At 68.3% G+C, this 18,596-nt stretch carries 15 protein-coding genes; 10 read left to right on the top strand and 5 right to left on the bottom strand.

Annotation, left to right across the window (positions count from 1 at the left end; all coding sequences use genetic code 11):
- Window positions 1-5: 5 nt before the first annotated feature.
- The 7 genes from AGI3411_RS16740 (at window position 6) to AGI3411_RS16710 (ending at window position 8,674) form a co-directional block, all read left to right on the top strand.
- On the top strand, window positions 6-1,289 hold the full coding sequence (locus tag AGI3411_RS16740; protein WP_129528495.1) for a TRAP transporter large permease: 1,284 nt from the start codon (window positions 6-8) through the stop codon (window positions 1,287-1,289).
- Window positions 1,286-2,215 (top strand): HpcH/HpaI aldolase/citrate lyase family protein, encoded by a 930-nt coding sequence (locus AGI3411_RS16735; RefSeq protein WP_129528494.1) that lies wholly within the window; start codon window positions 1,286-1,288, stop codon window positions 2,213-2,215. Before AGI3411_RS16740 ends, AGI3411_RS16735 begins: the two co-directional genes overlap by 4 nt.
- Complete coding sequence (locus AGI3411_RS16730; protein WP_129528493.1) at window positions 2,212-3,915, top strand: thiamine pyrophosphate-binding protein; 1,704 nt, start codon at window positions 2,212-2,214, stop codon at window positions 3,913-3,915. Before AGI3411_RS16735 ends, AGI3411_RS16730 begins: the two co-directional genes overlap by 4 nt.
- An 18-nt stretch (window positions 3,916-3,933) precedes the next feature.
- Window positions 3,934-5,178: a Zn-dependent hydrolase gene (locus AGI3411_RS16725; protein WP_129528492.1), complete on the top strand. Its 1,245-nt coding sequence runs from the start codon at window positions 3,934-3,936 to the stop codon at window positions 5,176-5,178.
- 2 nt (window positions 5,179-5,180) lie between these two features.
- Window positions 5,181-6,677, top strand: a complete 1,497-nt coding sequence (locus AGI3411_RS16720) for an aldehyde dehydrogenase (RefSeq protein ID WP_129528491.1) — start codon at window positions 5,181-5,183, stop codon at window positions 6,675-6,677.
- Window positions 6,678-6,864: 187 nt separating this feature from the next.
- Window positions 6,865-7,905, top strand: a complete 1,041-nt coding sequence (locus AGI3411_RS16715) for a Bug family tripartite tricarboxylate transporter substrate binding protein (RefSeq protein ID WP_129528490.1) — start codon at window positions 6,865-6,867, stop codon at window positions 7,903-7,905.
- Between the two features lie 16 nt (window positions 7,906-7,921).
- Window positions 7,922-8,674: a class II aldolase/adducin family protein gene (locus AGI3411_RS16710; protein ID WP_129528489.1), complete on the top strand. Its 753-nt coding sequence runs from the start codon at window positions 7,922-7,924 to the stop codon at window positions 8,672-8,674.
- On the opposite strand, the gene AGI3411_RS16705 is transcribed toward AGI3411_RS16710, so the two are convergent.
- Entirely contained in the window at window positions 8,662-10,374 is a 1,713-nt protein-coding gene (locus AGI3411_RS16705; RefSeq protein ID WP_129528488.1) for a thiamine pyrophosphate-dependent enzyme, read from the bottom strand. The two genes, AGI3411_RS16710 and AGI3411_RS16705, sit on opposite strands and share 13 nt — an antisense overlap.
- 157 nt (window positions 10,375-10,531) lie before the next feature.
- Here AGI3411_RS16705 and AGI3411_RS16700 point away from each other — a divergent pair, with 157 nt between their 5' ends.
- Complete coding sequence (locus tag AGI3411_RS16700) at window positions 10,532-11,473, top strand: LysR family transcriptional regulator (protein WP_129528487.1); 942 nt, start codon at window positions 10,532-10,534, stop codon at window positions 11,471-11,473.
- Window positions 11,474-11,479: 6 nt separating this feature from the next.
- Here the strand turns inward: AGI3411_RS16700 and AGI3411_RS16695 are convergent, their stop codons facing one another.
- The 3 genes from AGI3411_RS16695 to AGI3411_RS16685 all read right to left on the bottom strand — a co-directional run bounded on the left by AGI3411_RS16695 (window position 11,480) and on the right by AGI3411_RS16685 (window position 14,267).
- Window positions 11,480-12,634 carry a Fic family protein gene (locus tag AGI3411_RS16695; protein ID WP_129528486.1) on the bottom strand — a complete coding sequence of 385 codons (1,155 nt, stop codon included), beginning with the start codon at window positions 12,632-12,634 and terminating at the stop codon, window positions 11,480-11,482.
- Between the two features lie 137 nt (window positions 12,635-12,771).
- A complete protein-coding gene (locus AGI3411_RS16690) occupies window positions 12,772-13,128 on the bottom strand; it encodes a hypothetical protein (RefSeq protein ID WP_129528485.1) in 357 nt (118 codons plus the stop codon).
- A gap of 161 nt (window positions 13,129-13,289) precedes the next feature.
- A complete protein-coding gene (locus AGI3411_RS16685; RefSeq protein ID WP_129528484.1) occupies window positions 13,290-14,267 on the bottom strand; it encodes a Bug family tripartite tricarboxylate transporter substrate binding protein in 978 nt (325 codons plus the stop codon).
- A 296-nt stretch (window positions 14,268-14,563) separates the two neighbouring features.
- On the opposite strand from AGI3411_RS16685, the gene kdgD reads away from it, so the two are divergent.
- Window positions 14,564-15,478, top strand: coding sequence for a 5-dehydro-4-deoxyglucarate dehydratase (kdgD, locus tag AGI3411_RS16680; RefSeq protein ID WP_129528483.1), 915 nt, complete (start codon window positions 14,564-14,566; stop codon window positions 15,476-15,478).
- Between the two features lie 71 nt (window positions 15,479-15,549).
- The gene (locus tag AGI3411_RS16675; protein WP_129528482.1) at window positions 15,550-16,479 is read left to right on the top strand and encodes a hypothetical protein; all 930 of its coding nucleotides are present in this window, start codon (window positions 15,550-15,552) and stop codon (window positions 16,477-16,479) included.
- Between the two features lie 4 nt (window positions 16,480-16,483).
- Here the strand turns inward: AGI3411_RS16675 and ilvA are convergent, their stop codons facing one another.
- Window positions 16,484-18,079, bottom strand: a complete 1,596-nt coding sequence (ilvA, locus tag AGI3411_RS16670; protein WP_129528481.1) for a threonine ammonia-lyase, biosynthetic — start codon at window positions 18,077-18,079, stop codon at window positions 16,484-16,486.
- Between the last annotated feature and the right edge of the window lie 517 nt (window positions 18,080-18,596).

Genomic DNA, 18,596 nt, shown 5'->3' with positions numbered 1-18,596 from the left:
ACAAAATGTCTTCGGGTGCTCTCTTCCTGATGGGCGTGTTCACGATCACCGTGCTGATCGACATGCCCATCGCTTTCGGCCTGGTGCTGTCCTGCCTGGCCTACCTGGCCGTCTACGATTCCGCGCCCATGATGGTCGCGGCGCAGCAGTACGTGGTGGGGCTGGACAGCTTCACGCTCCTGGCCATCCCGCTCTTCATCCTGGCCGCCCAGCTGATGAACGGCGCCGGCCTGACCCAGCGCATCGTCCGCCTGTGCGCCGCCATCGTGGGCGACATCAAGGGCGGCCTGGCCGTCGTCGCGGTGCTGGCCTGCCTGATGTTCGGCGCGCTGTCGGGCTCCGGCGTCGCCGACGTGGTCGCCATCGGCAGCCTCCTGCTGCCCGCCATGGCGCGCAGCGGCTACGACAAGGGGTTTTCCTGCGCGCTGGTCGGCAGCGCGGGCGCCACGTCCACCATCATTCCGCCCAGCATCGTGCTGATCGTGTACGGCACCATCACCGATACCTCGGTGGGCAAGCTGTTCATGGCCGGCATCGTCCCCGGGATCCTGCTGGGGCTGTCGCTGATCGGCGTTGCCCTCTGGCAGTCGCGCAAACATGGTTGGGCCGGCGGGCAGCCGTTCAGCTGGACCGAGCTGCGAGCCGCCGCCGTCGACGCGCTGCCCGCGTTGATGGTGCCCGTGCTGATCATCGGCGGTATCCGGTTCGGCATCTTCACGGCCACCGAGGCCGCCTCCAGCGCCATCGTCTACGCCTTGCTGATCGGCTTTTTCTGGTATCGCACGCTGAGCTTGAAGTCACTGTGGGACAACCTCAAATCTACCGGCGAAACCAGCGCGTCCATCCTGCTCATCATCGGCGCATCGGGCCTGTTCGCCTGGGTGCTGGTGGCGGAACAGGTGCCGCAGGCGCTGTCCACGCTGCTGGTCGAATGGACCGACAGCCGGGTCGCGGTGCTGCTCGTCCTGACGGTGGTGCTGTTGCTGCTGGGCACGTTCATGGAGGCGATCCCGGTCATCATCATCGTCGCGCCCGTTGTCATGCCCGTCCTGGCGCACTACAACATTGATCCGGTGCACTTCGGCATCCTGCTGTCGATCAACATGGCTATCGGCGCCAACACGCCGCCGGTCGGCGTCGACCTGATGGCCGCCTGCAAGATCGGCGGAATCAACATGATGCAGACCCTGCGCCCGCTGTCCTGGATGATGCTGGCCATGACGGCCGTCATGCTGCTGCTGACTTTCGTTCCCGAACTGGTGCTGTTCCTGCCGAGGCATGTGCAATGATCCCTGCTAAATCCCCCCTGCGCCCCGCGGCCCTGCGCCGCAGCTGGATGTTCGTGCCCGGCATGGACGCCGGCGCGCAAGCGGCCGCCCTGGCCAGCGGCGCCGACGCCCTGGTCGCCGACCTGGAAGAGTTCACCGCGCCGGGCGACCGGCCGGCCGCCCGCGTCCGCATCGCGGCGCTGTTCCCCCGCTGCCGCGCCGAAGGCGTGGTGGCCGCCGTGCGCGTCAACAAGCTCGACGAGGACGGCCTGGCGGACCTGCGCGGCATCATGCCGGGCGCGCCGGACGCCGTGTTCCTGCCGCACGCCGAAAGCGCGGCGCAGATCGTGGCCCTGGACCAGGCCATTTCCGCGCTGGAAGCCGAACTGGGCCTGCCCGCCGGCAGCACCGAGATCGTACCGACGCTGGAATCCGCGCTGGGCGTGCTCCGCGCCTACGACATCCTCACCGCCAGCCCGCGCGTGTCCGCCTGCCTGCTGGCGGCCGAAGACCTGACCGCCAGCCTGGGCGCGGAACGCGGCAAGGACGGCATCGAACTGCATCACCTGCGCGCCCGCTTCCTGGTGGATTGCACGGCCGCCGGCGTCCTGCCCATCGACTGCCCGTTCAACTACCGCGACATGCCGGCGTTGGAAGCCGACCTGCGCTGGGCGCGCCGCCTGGGCCTCAAATCCAAGTGCGCGACGGTGGCCGAACAGGTGCCGATGATCCACGCCGTATTCACGCCCGCGCCCGACGAAGTCGCCGCCGCCCACGACTGCGTGTCGCGCCACGAGGCGCAGCGCGCCGGCCGCAACGACGCCGAACGCATCGACCCGCCTACCTACAACACCGCGCGCCGCCTCTTGGCGCGCCACTATCAATTCGAACGTTGGGCCGCCGAGCGCCGCGCGCAGGCCGTCCCGCAACAAGGAGACTCCGAATGACGCCAGCCGCAATCCCCGAACGCAACGGCGGCCAGATCCTGATGCAGCAATTGCGCATCCACGGCGCGCGCCGCGTCTTCATGATTCCCGGCGAAAGCTACCTGCCCTGCATCGACGCGCTCAACGAGCACACCGATGCCATCGAGCCCATCGTCTGCCGCCAGGAAAGCGGCGCCGCCTACATGGCTGAGGCCTACGGCAAGCTGACGGGCGAGCCCGGCATCTGTTTCGTGACGCGCGGCCCCGGCGCCACCAATGCCAGCATCGGCGTGCACACCGCCTTCCAGGACTCCACGCCGATGATCCTGTTCGTCGGCCAGGTCGGCAACGACTTCATGGAGCGCGAGGCCTTCCAGGAAATCGACTACCGCCGCATGTTCGGCCAGATGGCCAAGTGGGTCGCGCAGATCGACCGCACCGATCGCATCCCCGAGTACATCTCGCGGGCCTTCGCCGTCGCCACCAGCGGCCGGCCGGGCCCGGTGGTGCTGGCCCTGCCGGAAGACACGTTGTGGGGCCGCGCCCGCGTGGCCGATCTGCCGCGCTACCCCCGGGTGCACAGCCACCCGGGCGCCGCCGACCTGGCCCGCATGACCCAACTGCTGGACGCGGCCGAGCGCCCGTTCCTGCTGCTGGGCGGAAACGGCTGGCACCAGAGCGCCATCGACCAGATCGCCGGCTTCGCCGAACGCTTCGAACTGCCGGTCGGCACCGCCTGGCGCCGCCTGGAGTGCTTCGACCAGCGCCATCCCAATGCCGCGGGCCATGTGGGCTGGGCCATGACGCCCGCGCTGCGCCAGCGCCTGCGCGACGCCGACCTGGTCCTGGCGGTCGGCACCCGCCTGGGCGAGGCCACGACCGAAGGCTATACCGTGATCGAAAGCCCTCTGCCGAAGCAGAAGCTGATCCACGTCTATCCCGACGCCGCCGAACTGGGCCGCGTGTTCTCGCCGACCCAGGCCATCGTGGCGGACGTGGCGAGCTTTGCCGCCGCCGCGGCCGGGCTGGCCGCCGGCCATGCCGAGCCGCGCGGACAGGCTGTGCGCGCCGCGCACCAGGAACTCGTCGACAGCCTCGCGCCCCTGCCCTCGCCCGGCCCGATGAGCCTGGACGAGGCCGCCGCATACGTCGACGCCCACGTTCCGGCCGACGCTTGCATCACGGTGGGCGCCGGCAACTATGCGCTGTACCCCCACCGCTACCGCCGCTACGCCGGGCCGGGCACGAGCCTTACGCCCACCGTGGGATCCATGGGCTACGGGCTGCCCGCGGCCATTTCCGCCAAACTCGAAGACCGCAACCGCACCGTGGTGTGCTACGCCGGCGACGGCTGCTTCCAGATGAACATGCAGGAACTGGGCGTGGCGCTGCAGTACCGGCTGGGCGTGGTCGTGCTGGTATTCAACAACGGCATCTGGGGCACCATTCGCGCCCACCAGGAACGCGAATTCCCGGCGCGCCCCATCGCCCTGTCGTTCGAGAACCCCGATTTCACCCAGATCATCCGCGGCTACGGCGGCCATGGCGAGGCCGTGGAACGCACCGCCGACTTCGGCCCGGCCTTCGAACGGGCGCTGGCCTTCGCGCAGCGCGAGAATCTGCCCGCGCTGCTGGAGATCCGCTATGACGCCAACGGCATCTCGCCGGGCGAAACGCTAATGGGCATCCGCGAAGCGGCGCTGGCCCGCGCCGCCCACTGACAAGCAAGGACTTTCGACATGACGACGACTCTCTCTATCGACGGACAGCGGCTGTGGCGGTCGCTGATGGACCTGGCCCGGATCGGCGCCACGCCCAAGGGCGGCAACTGCCGGCTGGCGCTGACCGCGCTGGACGGCCAGGGCCGCGACCTCGTCACCGGCTGGATGCGCGAGGCCGGCCTGACGCTGCGCGTGGACCAAGTAGGCAATATCTTCGCGCGGCGCGCCGGCCGCGACGATACGCTGCCGCCCGTCATGACCGGCAGCCATATCGACACCCAGCCCACCGGCGGCAAGTTCGACGGCTGCTATGGCGTGCTGGCGGGCCTGGAGGTCATGCGCACGCTGAATGACCACGGCGTCGTGACCGAGGCCCCGCTGGAAGTGGCGATCTGGACGAACGAGGAAGGTTCGCGCTTCGTGCCGGTGATGATGGGTTCGGGCGTATTCGCCGGCAAGTTCCCGCTCGAAACGGCCCTTACCGCCACCGACCGCGACGGCAAATCGGTGGCCGACGAACTGGCCGCGATCGGCTACGCCGGCACCGACCCGGTGGGCGGCCGTCCGGTGGGCGCCTATTTCGAGGCGCACATCGAACAGGGCCCCATCCTGGAGCATGAAGAAAAAGTGGTCGGCGTGGTGACCGGTTCGCTGGGCCTGCGCTGGTACGACGTCGTCGTCACGGGCATGGAAATGCACGCCGGCCCGACGCCCATGCCGATCCGCCGCGACGCGCTCTACGCCACCAGTTTCCTGCTGCAATCGGTGGTGGAGATCGCCAACGCCAACCAGCCGCACGGCCGCGGCACCGTGGGCGAAATCCACGCGCACCCCGGTTCGCGCAACGTCATCCCGGGGCAGCTGCGCTTCACCGTCGACCTGCGCCACGAGGACGAAGCCACGCTGGCGCGGATGGACAAGCGCTGGAAGGAAATCTGCGCCGAGATCGCCAAGCGCCACAACGTAGAAGTGGACGTCAAGGACGTGCAGTACTTCGCGCCCACGCCCTTCGACCCGGATCTGGTGGGCAAGGTGCGCGACGGCGCGGCCCGCCGCGGCCTGGCCGCCATGGATATCGTCACCGGCGCCGGCCACGACGCCGTCTACATGGCCAGCGTCACGCCCACGGCCATGATCTTCGTGCCTTGCAAGGACGGCGTCAGCCACAACGAAATCGAAGACGCCAAGCCCGCCGACCTGGAAGCGGGCTGCAATGTGCTGCTCGACGCCATGGTGGCGCGCGCCAACGCTAAACAGGCATAGCCATGACCCAAGACACCGCATACTGGCGCGCCAAGGCCGCCTCCCTGTCGTTCGATGGCCGCGCCTATATCGACGGCGCCTATTGCGACGCCGCGGACGGCGCCACCTTCGCGTCCACCAGCCCCATCGACGGCCGCAAACTGGCCGACGTGGCCGCCTGCGGCGCCGCCGACGTGGACCGCGCGGTCCGCGCCGCCCGCCGCGCCTTCGAGGCCGGCGTCTGGAGCGGCCTGGCCCCGCGCGAGCGCAAAGCGCGCCTGCTGCGCCTGGCGGCGCTGATCGACGCGCACCGAGAAGAGCTCGCCCTGCTCGAAACGCTGGACATGGGCAAGCCGATCCGCGACGCGCTCGCCTTCGACGTGCCGGAAACGGCCCGGTGCTACGCCTGGTACGCCGAGGCCATCGACAAGATCTACGACGAGATCGCGCCCACCGGCCCGGACGCGCTGGCCACCATCACCCGCGAGGCCCTCGGGGTGGTCGCGGCGGTGGTGCCGTGGAACTATCCGCTGATGATGGCCGCCTGGAAGGTCGCGCCCGCCCTGGCGGCCGGCAACAGCGTCATCCTCAAGCCGGCCGAGCAGGCCTCGCTGTCGGCCATCCGGCTCGCGGCGCTGGCCGAGGAAGCCGGCATTCCGGCGGGCGTCTTCAGCGTGGTGCCTGGCATGGGCGCGCAGGCCGGGCAGGCGCTGGGCCTGCACCCGGACGTGGACTGCATCGCCTTCACCGGCTCCACGGCCACCGGCAAGCGTTTCATGGAGTATTCGGGGCAGTCGAACCTCAAGCGCGTCTGGCTGGAGTGCGGCGGCAAGTCGCCCCACATCGTGTTCGAGGACTGCCCCGACCTGGACCGCGCCGCCCTGGCCGCCGCGCTGGGCATCTTTTCCAATCAGGGAGAGGTCTGCATCGCCGGATCCCGGCTCTACGTCCAGGACGGCATCTACGACGCCTTCATGGCCAAGGTTGCCGCCCACGCCGCCGCGCTCCAGCCGGGCGACCCCCTAGACCCCGCCACCGCCATGGGCGCCATGGTGGACGAGCGGCAGATGCGGGGCGTGCTCGCCCGCATCGAGGCCGGCGCCGCGGAAGGCGCACGCCTGCGCCTGGGCGGCCGCCAGGCCCTCGGCGCCAGCGGCGGCTACTACATCGAGCCGACCATCTTCGATTGCGCCGACCAGGGCAACAGCCTGGTGCGCGAAGAGATCTTCGGCCCCGTGCTGGCGGCGCAGCGCTTCGCCACCGAGGACGACGCGGTCCGGCTGGCCAACGATTCGGTCTATGGCCTGGGCGCCGGACTGTGGACGGCGAACCTGTCGCGCGCCCACCGCCTCTCGCGCCGCCTGCGCGCCGGCCTGGTGTGGGTCAACTGCTACGCCGACGGGGACATCACGGTGCCCTTCGGCGGCGTCAAGCAATCCGGCTTCGGCCGCGACAAATCGCTGCACGCGCTGGACAAGTACAGCGACCTGAAGACGACCTGGATCAGCCTGACGGTCTGACCCTTCCGGCGGACGCTGGCCCGGCGTCCGCCGTCTATGCCATTTCGCGCTATCTGCTTGGCCGCCAGCATCATTGAAGATGGCCCGCCCTTGTGCCACCGTGGACGGCGACGGGGTTTCCGACAGGAATCCGTTGCGGGCAGACGCAGGCGCTCTCCCGCCATCAGAACAATGACTGGAGACAACGATGCGCAACGCGATAACGCAAGGCGACCGGCAATCCGCGCCCGCGGCGGCCTATCCATCCTGGCGCCGCGCCGCGCTGGCGGCCCTGCTCGCCGGCTCGGCATGGGCGGCGGCAGGCCCGGCCTGCGCGCAGGCCCCCTATCCCGCCAAGCCGGTCACCATCCTGGTGGGCTTTCCCCCCGGCACGGCGACCGACACCGTCGCCCGGATGCTGGGCGATCGCCTGTCCCAGCGCCTGGGACAGCAGTTCATCGTCGAAAACAAGCCCGGCGCCGGCGGCTCCATCGCTGCGGGCCTGGGCGCCCGCGCCAAACCCGACGGCTATACGCTGATGATCGGCGCCTCGGCGCCGCAAGCCATCAACCCGCACGTCTATCCCAACCTGAACTACGACGCCCGCAAAGACTTCGCGCCCATCGGCCTGCTGACCTGGTTGCCCTACCTGTTCGTCGTCAGCCCCGACAACCCCGCCCGCAACCTGACCGAGTTCCTCTCGGCGGTGAAGGCCAGGCCGAATCAATACACCTACGCCACGACCGGCGTGGGCACGACCAGCCACCTGGTGACCTCGGTCCTGTTGGCGAAGGCCGGCGCCAGCATGATCCACGTGCCCTACAAGGGCAGCAGCCAGGCGCAGACCGACATCGTGGGCGGCCGGACCTACGCCACCTTCGACACCATGGTGTCGTCGCTGGCGCTGGTGAAGGCCGGCCGCCTGAAGGCACTCGCCGTCAGCACGCCCGAGCGGGTGGCGAGCCTGCCGGACGTGCCCACTGTCGCCGAACAGGGGTTCCCGGGGTTCGACATGGGCGCCTGGCTGGGCCTGATCGCGCCCGCCGGCATCGCGCCCCCGATCCAGGAGAAGCTCGCCGCGGAGGTCAACGCCGTGCTGGCGGACCCGGCGGTGCGCGACAAGCTGGCGGACCTGGGCGCCCAGGTCCGCACCACCGCCACGCCCGCCGAATTCGGCGCGCTGATGAAGACCGAATATGAATCGTGGGGCAAGGTGGTCCGCGACTTCAACGTCAAAGCCACAGACTGAAGAGGAGACGACAACCATGCGCACTGCTTCCGGCATGAGCCCCGAGGAATGGGACACCCGCGTCCAACTGGCCGCCTGCTACCGGCTGGTCGCCCACTTCGGCATGAGCGACCTGATCTACAACCACATCACGGCCCGCATTCCCGGATCGGACGGCCACCTGCTGATCAACCCCTACGGCATGATGTACGACGAGATCACCGCGTCCAGCCTGGTCAAGATCGATCTCGACGGACAGGTGCTGAGCAATCCCCAAGGCGAGTACGGGATCAATGCCGCGGGCTATGTCATCCATAGCGCCGTGCACGGCGCGCGCCACGACGTGGCGTGCGTGATCCATACGCACACGCGGGCCGGCATGGCGGTGTCCGCGCTGAGGTGCGGCCTGCTGCCGCTGACCCAGACCGCGATGCGGTTCGCCAGGATTCCGTACCACGACTACGAAAGCGTCGCCATCGATCTGGACGAGCGCGGGCGCCTGGTGGCGGACCTGGGCCAGTCCGAAGCGATGATCCTACGCAACCACGGCCTGCTGGCCGTGGGCCCGACCATCGCGCAAGCGTTCAACACCTTGTACTGGCTGGAGATGGCGTGCAAGGCGCAGGTGGACGCCCTGTCGGCCAACCGCGAGCTTTGCCTGCCGCCGCCGGAAGTGATCGAAAAAACGTGGCACCTGTACCAGCCGACGACGCGCCGTCCCTTCGGCGAACTGGAATGGCCGGCGATGCTGCGGCTGATGGACAGGAAGGATCGCGGCTATCGGGAATGAGCTGGCGCCGGCGCGCCGCGCCGCAGGAGGTCGATGCCGGCCGCCGTGTCCGCGCCGGCCGGCAGGATCGCGCCCAGGCTGGTCTTGACCTCCAGGAAGTACGGCGCGGCCGAGGCCAGCCCCCTGGCGACCGCCGCGTCCACCTGGTCCGGACGCGTGACATGCCCGGTCTCCATGCCGAAGGCGCGCGCGATCATCGTGAAATCGGGGCTGGCGAGGTTGGTGCCCGCATAGCGCCCGGGATAGGTCCGCGCCTGGTGCAGGCGGATGGATCCGTAGCAGTTGTTGTTAGAAACGATGAAAAAGACGGGCAAACCGCGCTCCGCCGCCGCGATCATCTCGTTGCCGGTCATCATGAAGCCGCCGTCGCCCGCCATGCACACAACCTTGCGGTCCGGATAGCGCAGCTGCGCGGCGATCGCCGCCGGCGTGCCGTAACCCATCGCGCCGGATTGCGTAGCCATCAGCCGCTGCGGGTAGACGAAGGGAAAATGGCGGTACACGGGCGCGGCGAACGTGCCGGCATCCAGGCAGATCATGATGTCGCGGGACGCCTGCTCCGCCAGGGACCGCACCACCGATACGAACGGCACGCCGTCATCCGCCAGCGGCGCCGGCCAGGCCGCGGCGCGCTCGCGGATGGCTCGCAACCAGGCCGCCCAGTCGCCGCGGGCCGCATCGCCGCCCGTGGCCGGCAGCGCGGCCAGCACCAACGCCGTGGCTACCGGATCCGCGACGATGCCGACGTCGGCCGTGAAGTGCTGGTTCACGATATGCGCATCGCCATGGCAGTGCACCAGCGTCTGCGACGGCTTGGGGTAGCCCGGGAAGGTGTAGCCTTGCGACGTAATGTCGCCCAGGCGCGTGCCCAGCGCCAGGATCAGGTCGCTGGAGTCGAAAGCCGCCACCTGCGAGGCCTGCGTCGCCAGGTCCAGGTCCCCGGCATACAGCGCGTGCGTGTTCGGAAAAAGGTCGTGCTGGCGGAACGACACCGCCACCGGCACCCCATGCCGTTCGGCGAACCGGCGCAGCGCGTCGCGGCCGCCCGGCGCGTTGAAGGCGCCGCCCGCAATGACCAGGGGCCGGCGCGCGGCGGCCAGCAGGGCCTGCACTCGGGCAAGCGTGGCAGGCGCCGGTTGGGTCGGGCTGGCCGGTTCGGCCACCCAGTCCCGCCGCGGCACCGCCGCCTGCTGCACGTCTTCCGGCACCACCAGCACCACCGGCCCGGGCGTGCCGGACGTCGCCACCCGCAGGGCCTTCAGGGCCGCCCAGGCCAGGTCCTCGGACGCAGCCACTTCGTGGACCCATTTGGCGATCGAGCCGAACATGCGCTGGTAATCGATTTCCTGAAAGGCTTCCTTGCGCAGGTCCTTCCGGGGAACCTGCCCGATCAGCAGAATCATCGGAACGCCGTCCTGCTGCGCGGCATGCACGCCGATGGACGCATTGGCCGCGCCCGGCCCCCGCGACACCATCGCCACGCCCGGCCGGCCCGTCAGGCGGCCGTCGGCGCAGGCCATGAAGCCCGCGCCGCCTTCATGCCTGCAGGTCACCACGTCGATATCCGGGAAATCATGCAGGGCATCCAGCACGCCCAGATAGCTTTCGCCCGGCACGAGGAATACGCGGTCGATGCCATTGGCGGCAAAGATCCCCAGCAAGGCGTGGGCGGACGAGGTCGGTTCGGAAGACGGTGTCATGGAAGGCCTGGCAGGAACGGCAAGCGCGGGCGCGCGGAAGGGATACGCCTGAATTCTAGGGTGGCTGGCGGGGCGCCATGTAGGCATACTCTGCCTATCAGATATACGGAAAACGCACACAAGGACAGGCGGCCCGCGCGGGCCGCGATACGCCGCGATGGACCTACGCAAGATCGAAAACCTGATCCACGTCGCCGATTCGGGCAGCTTCTCCAAGGCCGCTTCGGTGCTGGGCATCGCCCAGTCAGCGCTGGGGCGGCAGGTCAGAAAGCTGGAAGACGAATGCGGCTGCGCCCTGCTCTACCGCAACGGCCGGGGCGTGTCGCTCACGCCCGAAGGCGAGAAACTCCTCGACCAGCTGCGCCCCTTGCTGACGCAGATGACCCGCGTGGTCACCGAATTCCACGACGAGCAGAAGTCGCCCTCGGGCCAGGTCACGCTGGGGCTGACCCCGACGCTGTGCCATATGGTCGGCATGCCGCTGGTGGCGGAAGTCTGGAAACGCCATCCCCGCATCCAATTGAACGTCATCACCGGCTACAGCGGCTATGTGCACGAATGGCTGGCCAACGCCCGCGTGGACATCGCGGTGCTGCACGACGCCCGCCGCTCGCAGCACATCGCGGTCGATCCGCTGGCCGAGCTGGACCTGGTCCTGGTGTCGCCCGCGCAAAGCCTGTCGCCGGCCGCGCGGGCCCTGGAGGCCATCGATTTCGAACAGCTGCGCGGCCTGCCGCTGGCGCTGCCGACCCGCAACCATGGCTTGCGCCGGACCCTGGAGCACGCCGCGGCCCAGGCGGACCTGGCGCTGAACGTGGCGTTCGAAATGGACGCGCTGGAACTGATGAAGGAAATCGTGCTCGACGGCCTGGCGCACACGGTGCTGGGCGTGCCCGCGGTCGTGCGCGAACTGGCCTGCGGCCAACTGGTGGCCCGCAGGATCGTCAACCCGGGCCTGTCCACCCGCCTGATGCTGGCCACCGCCTCCAGCCGGCCCCAGACCCAGGCGGTGAAGGTCGTGCAAGGCATCCTGCGTGAATTGCTGGCGGCCATGACGCTGTCGGAGCCTTACCGGCCGTATATGCGGATGGCGGACTAGCTGGCGCTATTCCGCGCCATACAGCGCAGGCAACAGTATGGGCAGGGATTCCAGCGAAAAGGCAAACCGGACCGGAGCATGGGAACTGTCGGACGCGATCAGTCCGCACTTCAATGCGGCCGACAATAGAGACCGTCCTGTACGCTCGCTCAGGCCTGTCATTTGAATGAACTCGCCGCGCGTGGCGGGGCCTGCCGCGAAAAGGTGGTAAATGGGCAAGACAGCCTCCGCCCGCAGCCGCCCCCTCGCTGTCTCTATGAGGACACACGCGTTGATCTTCGCCTTCATCGAGTCCAGCGCCAGCATGTTGCGCATGTAGGAAACCTGGTCTTCACATACGCCGAGAAAGTAGTCGATCCACTGGACCAATCCCTTCTGCGTGAGATTTCCCCGTCCATCCAGATCTCCCTGCCGAGGCGCGTCCGCCGCGGCCAGATGATCGTAATAGTCTCGCACCCCTCGGGCCAAGCCTCGATTGACCGACCATAGGCCCCTGGTAATCGGCAACATGGCGGCGTGGGTCTGCAATCGCGTGGCACGCCCGTTGCCATCGGCGAACGGATGCATCCAAGCCATGCGATGGTGCGCGCAAGCGATGGCAATAAGTTGGGAATCGCTCGCTCGCCGCCGATCGTATTGCTCCGAGAACGCCTCCATGAATCTCGGGAGAGATTGCCACGAAGGCGGCCGATGACGGCCAACGGCGACATCGATTTCCCGCAGAATTTCCGGCTCCACGACCAGGCCGTCTTTGCTCGTGCGATCGGCTGGCGCAAGACGGCCATATAGGGCGTGGTGAGCGATCTTGATAAAGTCCGCGTTCAGTGGCGAAACCTTCGTTGCCTGAAGTTCGACCTCTCTTTCGGCCTCGATGTGGGCGACGGCGATGCGCTGCAATTGCGCGATTTCCGGCCGGTCCGAATACTTGTCATGCAGCGCCGCGTCGATATTCCTCGGAGTTGTACTCTGTCCCTCGATCCTGTTGCTGTAGTAAGAATTCATGTTCCGAAGCAGCTCGTGCAGCGTGGCGCGAGTGCTCGAATGCGCCAGTCCGCCAAGTTCGGCAGCCTGGTTGACGACCGAGGCCGCGCGTTCGAGATAAGGCCCTAACACGTGTTCGGCTGGCAGCAAGGGCGAAAACTGGTGCGGGGAGTCGTACATTTTTCCGGTTTTTATTCCGCTCTTTTATATCTATAAATCATTGATATTCATGTATTAGTTTAATACACAACCGTTTTTTAAGAGAAATATTTTCCGCTTTTTTTTCCGTTTTTTATGCCAAAGCGCACATGCGGGCATCAGCGCGGCACCGGCAGCGGCGGCGGGGGCGTGAGCGGCCCCGAGGGCTGGCCCCGCGGCGCCGGCATGGATGGCAGACGCGACGGCGCCGGGCTGACCCAGCCCGGCTGGCGACTGGGGCCGCTGGATGGCGGCGCCACGGGGCCGGGCGGCCTGCCCGCGCTGGCGCAGCCCGTGCCCAGGCAGGGCTCGGCCGGCGCGCCCGGATTGATCAGCCTGGGGCAGGCCGCGCCGACGCAGGAATCGGGAATGACCCGGGCCGAAGGCGGGGGCCGGGGCGTGGCGGACGTGCCGGCTTGCGCGGCTGCCTGTGCGCACGCGGCCGCCAGCAGCGCCGCCGCCCATGCGATTTTCATGACTGCATGCTCCGCCCCTGGGATGCCCGGCCCCTTACCAAGGCGCCGCGGCTGCCGGCCCGCATCGCGCCGGGGCCTGGGCGGACGCGGGACAGGTCCAGTGTGCTCCCGCCGCGCGCGGCCTGTCTAGGAAGGCGGAGCCGGGACGCGCCGGCCTGCCCTCAATCCAGCCGGATATCCGTGCTTTTCACCACCACGGCCCAGCGCGCGCGTTCGCTGTTGAAGAACTGCGCCAGTTCCGCCGGATTGCGCGTAACGATTTCCGCGCCCTGCTCGTTCAGCTGCGCCTTTACGTCCGGCTGGCTGACGATCTGCGCCATCAGCGCCGACAGCCGGGTCGCGACCGGATCCGTCGTGGTGGCCGGGGCCATGACCCCTTGCCAGGTGCCGGACTCGAACCCGGCCACGCCCTGCTCGGAAATCGTCGGGATGTCGGGCACCAGTTGCATGCGCTCGCGCTTGGAAATCGCGATGGGCCGCAGCTTGCCCGCCTTGATGTGAGGCAGCGTGGCCAGCAGCCCGTTCATGATGATCTGGGTCTGTCCGCCGATGGTGTCGGTCACCGCCTGCGAGCCGCCCTTGTAGGGCACGTACTCCCATTGGGCGCCCGTGGCCTGCTGCACGGCCACGGCCGCCAGGTGCGGCGCGCTGCCGATGGCGGTCACGGCGAAGTTCAGGCGTTGCTGCTTCGACAGCGCAACCAGCTCCGGCACCGTCCGCGCGGGGACGTCCGGGTGCACGGCAAGCACGTGCGGCGAGTAGGCCAGCATGCCGACCGCGCGCAGGTCCTTGGAGGGATCGAAGGAAAGCTTGGTGTAGACGGACGGGCTGATCGCCAACGCGCCGACATCGCACAGCAGCACCGTGTGGCCTTCCTGCGCGGCCTGCACCACCAGCCCGGCGCCGAGATTGCCGTTGGCCCCGGGCTTGTTCTCGACCACCACCGTCTGCTTCAAGGCATCGCTCAGGCGGGGCGCCAGGATGCGCGCGATGATGTCCGACGAGCCGCCGGGCGGATAAGGCACGATGATGCGGACCGGCCGCGTCGGCCAGTCGGACGACTGCGCCCATGCGGGCACCCACGGCGCCAGGCAAAGCGCCGCGGCGCTGCCCAGGAACTGTCTCTTGCTCGGGTTCATGCTGTCTCCTCTCTATGTGTATTGCGAGGCGCGGGGACGGCCGGCGGCCGCCAAGCGGCCGGGCCCGCGTTGAATAGCGCGAGCGCCATCCGGCCAGTTATCGTACAACGTAAAGAATAACGCTGAAAACACTGAACAATAAATTCCGGGTTTCCCCTTGAATCACTGGCTATTACCTATGAGAATTGGCTTGTTGGCCGTTCATTCATGTTGTACGATGACTGATCTCTTAAAGCCGATATCGGCCGCTGAGCAACCACGGCGCAGCGGCGCCCCGCCCCAAGGATGAACGCAACATGACCACCCCGCAGGAACTCAAGGACATCGTTTCGGACGGCCTGCTGTCCTTTCCCGTCACCGACTTCGACCGGAACGGCGATTTCAACGCCCCGGCTTACGCACAGCGCCTGGAATGGCTCGCCCCCTACGGCGCCAGCGCCCTGTTCGCCGCCGGCGGCACGGGCGAGATCTTCTCGTTGGCTCCACAGGAATACGCCGACGTCATCCGCACCGCGGTGCAGACCTGCGCCGGCAAGGTACCCATCCTGGCCGGCGCGGGCGGCCCGACCCGCAGCGCGATCGCCTACGCGCAAGAGGCAGAACGCCTGGGTGCCAAGGGCATCCTGTTGCTGCCCCACTATCTGACGGAAGCCTCGCAGCAAGGCATCGCCGCGCACGTCGAACAGGTGTGCAAATCGGTCAGCATCGGCGTCATCGTCTACAACCGCGCGCAGTCCCGTCTGTCGGCCGACAGCCTCGCCCAACTGGCCGAGCGCTGCCCCAACCTGATCGGTTTCAAGGACGGCGTGGGAGACATCGAGGCCATGGTGCGCATCCGCCGCAAGCTGGGCGACCGCTTTTCCTACCTGGGCGGCCTGCCCACGGCCGAGGTCTACGCCGCCGCCTACCGCGCGCTGGGCGTGCCGGTCTATTCGTCCGCCGTCTTCAACTTCGTGCCGCGCACCGCCATGGCGTTCTACCGCGCCGTCGCGGCGGGCGATCACGCCACCACCAACCGGCTGCTGGACGACTTTTTCCTTCCTTACCTGGAAATACGCAACCGCGTTCCGGGCTACGCGGTCAGCATCGTGAAGGCCGGCGCCAAGCTGGTCGGCCATGACGCGGGCCCGGTGCGCGCGCCGCTGACGGACCTGCTGCCCGCCGAACTCGACATGCTGGACGGCCTGATCCGCAAGCTCGGCCCGCAGTAAGCCGGCGTCCGCGGCGGGCGGGCCGCGCAGGGTATATATTCATCCCTCCGGCCATACCAGGGAACCCGCCAATGACGAGGAACCGCCTTGCCGCGTTCGTGCTTGGTCTGCTTGCCGCGCCCGCCGGCGCCGCCGTGGTCTACGACAACCACGGCCTGGTGGTCGACGCCGCCGCCGGCAGCCGCAGCGACTGGAACACCGGCCAGCGCCAGACCACCCGAAGCACCACCATCACCTATCGCGGCGCCAAGCTTTGCGGCAAGGATGTCGGCGCCCTGCTTTATCCTGACGGCAAGAGTCCCGCCGCCCGCGCCTTCTTCTGCGCCTCCACGGCCAAGGCGCTGGAAACCGATGCCGTGCTGGCCTTCTTCACCAGTTCCAGCGCCAGCACCGCCCTGGCGCACCTGCAGGCAGGCGATGGCGGGCTGCGCGTGACGCGGCTGGCCGTGTCCAGCGACCCCAAGCGGGACGGAATCGGCGGCACCCGGTTCGAGGACGCGCGCCTGCCTGGCTGGACGCGGGTGTACACGGCCTGGAACGAAACGGTGATGATCCGCCATGCGCCCCTGACGGCGCTGAACATCGGCGCGGGCAAGCTGCTGGACGTGGCCGACGGTGTGGCCTACCTGGCCGTCCCGCCCGGCCGCGAGGCGGTCGAAGTCGAACCCACCCATTACGTCACGGACGCCTACGGCTACCGGCAGCTCGTGCCCGCCATCACCAAGTTCGTGAGCGCCCCGTTGGCGTTCCGGGCCGTGCGCATGAGCGACGGCCGCGAACTGGCGCGCCTGGATTTCAAGGACACCTGCCTGGGCCTGCCGGCCATCCAGTTCGACCGGCCGGACGCCCAGTCCAGGCCTGCCGCGCCCGACGTGGCCTTCGATGACGTGCCGGCCTGGCGCGCCGCCACCCTGCAGCTGACGCAGGCTTCCGGACGCGCCACCCTGCGCCTGCAGCCCGCGGCCGCCTTGCCCCGCAAGGCCGGCTGCGCGCCCGGCTGAGCGCTCAGGCCAGGAACTGGCGGTAGGCCTCGTTGCCGGTTTCCTCGTAATGGGCGTAGCCCAGCTCGCGCAGGAACGCGTCCAGCGCCCCGCTGTCGGCCAGCGGCGCCTGGATGCCGACCAGCGCCGAACTGAAGTCCGCGCCCTGGTTGCGGTAGTGGAACAGGCTGATGTTCCAGTTGGGCGCCATCGCGGTCAGGAACTTCATCAGCGCCCCCGGCCGCTCCGGGAACTCGAAACGGAACAGGCGTTCGCCCCTCGCCAGCGGAGAACGGCCGCCCACCATGTAGCGGATATGCTGCTTCGACAGCTCGTTGTTGGTCAGGTCCCCGACCGAGAACCCCTGCTCCTGCAAGGCCGCCATGATCTCCGCCGCGTCGCCGCGGCGGGCGATCTGCACGCTGACGAAGATGTGGGCGGTATGGGCGTCGGCGATGCGGTAGTTGAACTCCGTCACGCTGCGCTGGCCGATCACGCCGCAGAAGCGGCGGAAGCTGCCGCGCTCCTCCGGCACCGTCACGGCGAAGACCGCCTCGCGGGCCTCGCCGACCTCGGCGCGGTCCGCCACGAAGCGCAGGCGGTCGAAGTTCATGTTCGCGCCCGAGGTCACCGCCACCATGGGCAACCCTTGCGCGCCATCGCGCTGGACGTACTTCTTCAGTCCGGCCACCGCCAGCGCGCCCGCCGGTTCCAGCACGCTGCGGGTATCCAGGAATACGTCCTTGATCGCCGCGCAGACCGCGTCCGTATCCACCAGGATGATCTCGTCCAGATACTCCCGGCACAGGCGAAAGGTTTCCTCGCCCACCAGCTTGACGGCCGTGCCATCCGAGAACAGCCCCACTTCGGGCAGATTGACGCGCTCTCCCACCTGCATCGACAGGGACATTGCGCAGGAATCCTCCGTCTGCACCCCGATGACCTTGACGCCCGGGTCCACCGCCTTGATGTAGGTGGCGATCCCCGCCGCCAGCCCGCCGCCGCCGATCGGCACGAACACGGCATGCAGGGGGCCGGCGTGCTGGCGCAGGATCTCCATGCCCACCGTGCCCTGCCCGGCGATCACATAGGGATCGTCGAAAGCGGGGATGAAGGTCAGGTCCTGCGCGCGCGCCAGATTCTGGGCGTGGGCGTAAGCGTCGCTGTACGAATCGCCCGCCTGCACCACCGTGACGGTGGGACCGCCATGCGCCTTCACGGCATCCACCTTGACCTGCGGCGTGGTCTGCGGCACCACGATGATGGCGCGCACGCCCATCTTGGCGGCCGAGATGGCCACGCCCTGGGCGTGGTTGCCGGCCGATGCGGTGATCACGCCCCGGTCCAGCGCCGCCCGCGGCGTATTGCGCATCTTGTTGTAGGCGCCTCGCACCTTGAATGAAAACACCGGCTGGTTGTCTTCGCGCTTGAAGAACACCGGGGTGCCCAGCCTGGCCGACAGGCCGCGGGCGGGATCCAGCTCGGTTTCGCGGGCGATGTCGTAGATCCGGGCGGTCAGGATCTGCCTCAGGTATTCCATCGGCGAGGCCTTGCCATCCTGGAATGCGGCGGTCTGCGGCTGGGCTCGCGTGGAGTGCGGGGCTTGCGGGGTATGGTGCATCTGGCTCTCTGCTTCGGTGTGCTTTGCCCGGCAGAGGCGGCCACAAAAAACCCGCCTCTTGGGGCGGGTGGCTGTGACTATTGCGGTCGCGCGCTAACCCACCATTCCAGGAATGATGGTAATAATCAGCGAAATGCGGACGGCGCGGAAATGCATGGGGCGTAGCTTCCTCCAAGCGCCGCGCTTTGTCAAACGCCGCTCGCGCCCCGCTCCGGCTGCGCCCCGCGCAGGCCCAAATCGCCGGAATTAATGCGTCCCCATTTAATTTGCCTGCGGATGTGGTCAAGTCCCGGCCAAAACCTGCGGTTTTGCTGCGCGTCCCGCGTAGCACGGTATTACAATGGAAGGTTCGTGGCAGTCGCACCTCCCTAGAGGCGGACCAGGAGCCGGCCGGTATCACCGGCCCCCACCCGGCCAACCAGACAAAAAAGGGCGGGCGCCGGCCATGTTGGACAGGCGATCGCGGCCAGCGCGCCTGCCCAGACGAACCCACTCTCGACAACATCTACCGGCTTCG

The organism is Achromobacter agilis, from assembly GCF_900496965.1.
Taxonomy (GTDB): Bacteria; Pseudomonadota; Gammaproteobacteria; order Burkholderiales; family Burkholderiaceae_B; genus Achromobacter; species Achromobacter agilis.
Note: the sequence above shows the minus strand (reverse complement) of the source record. Positions and strands in the feature narration are given on the sequence as shown.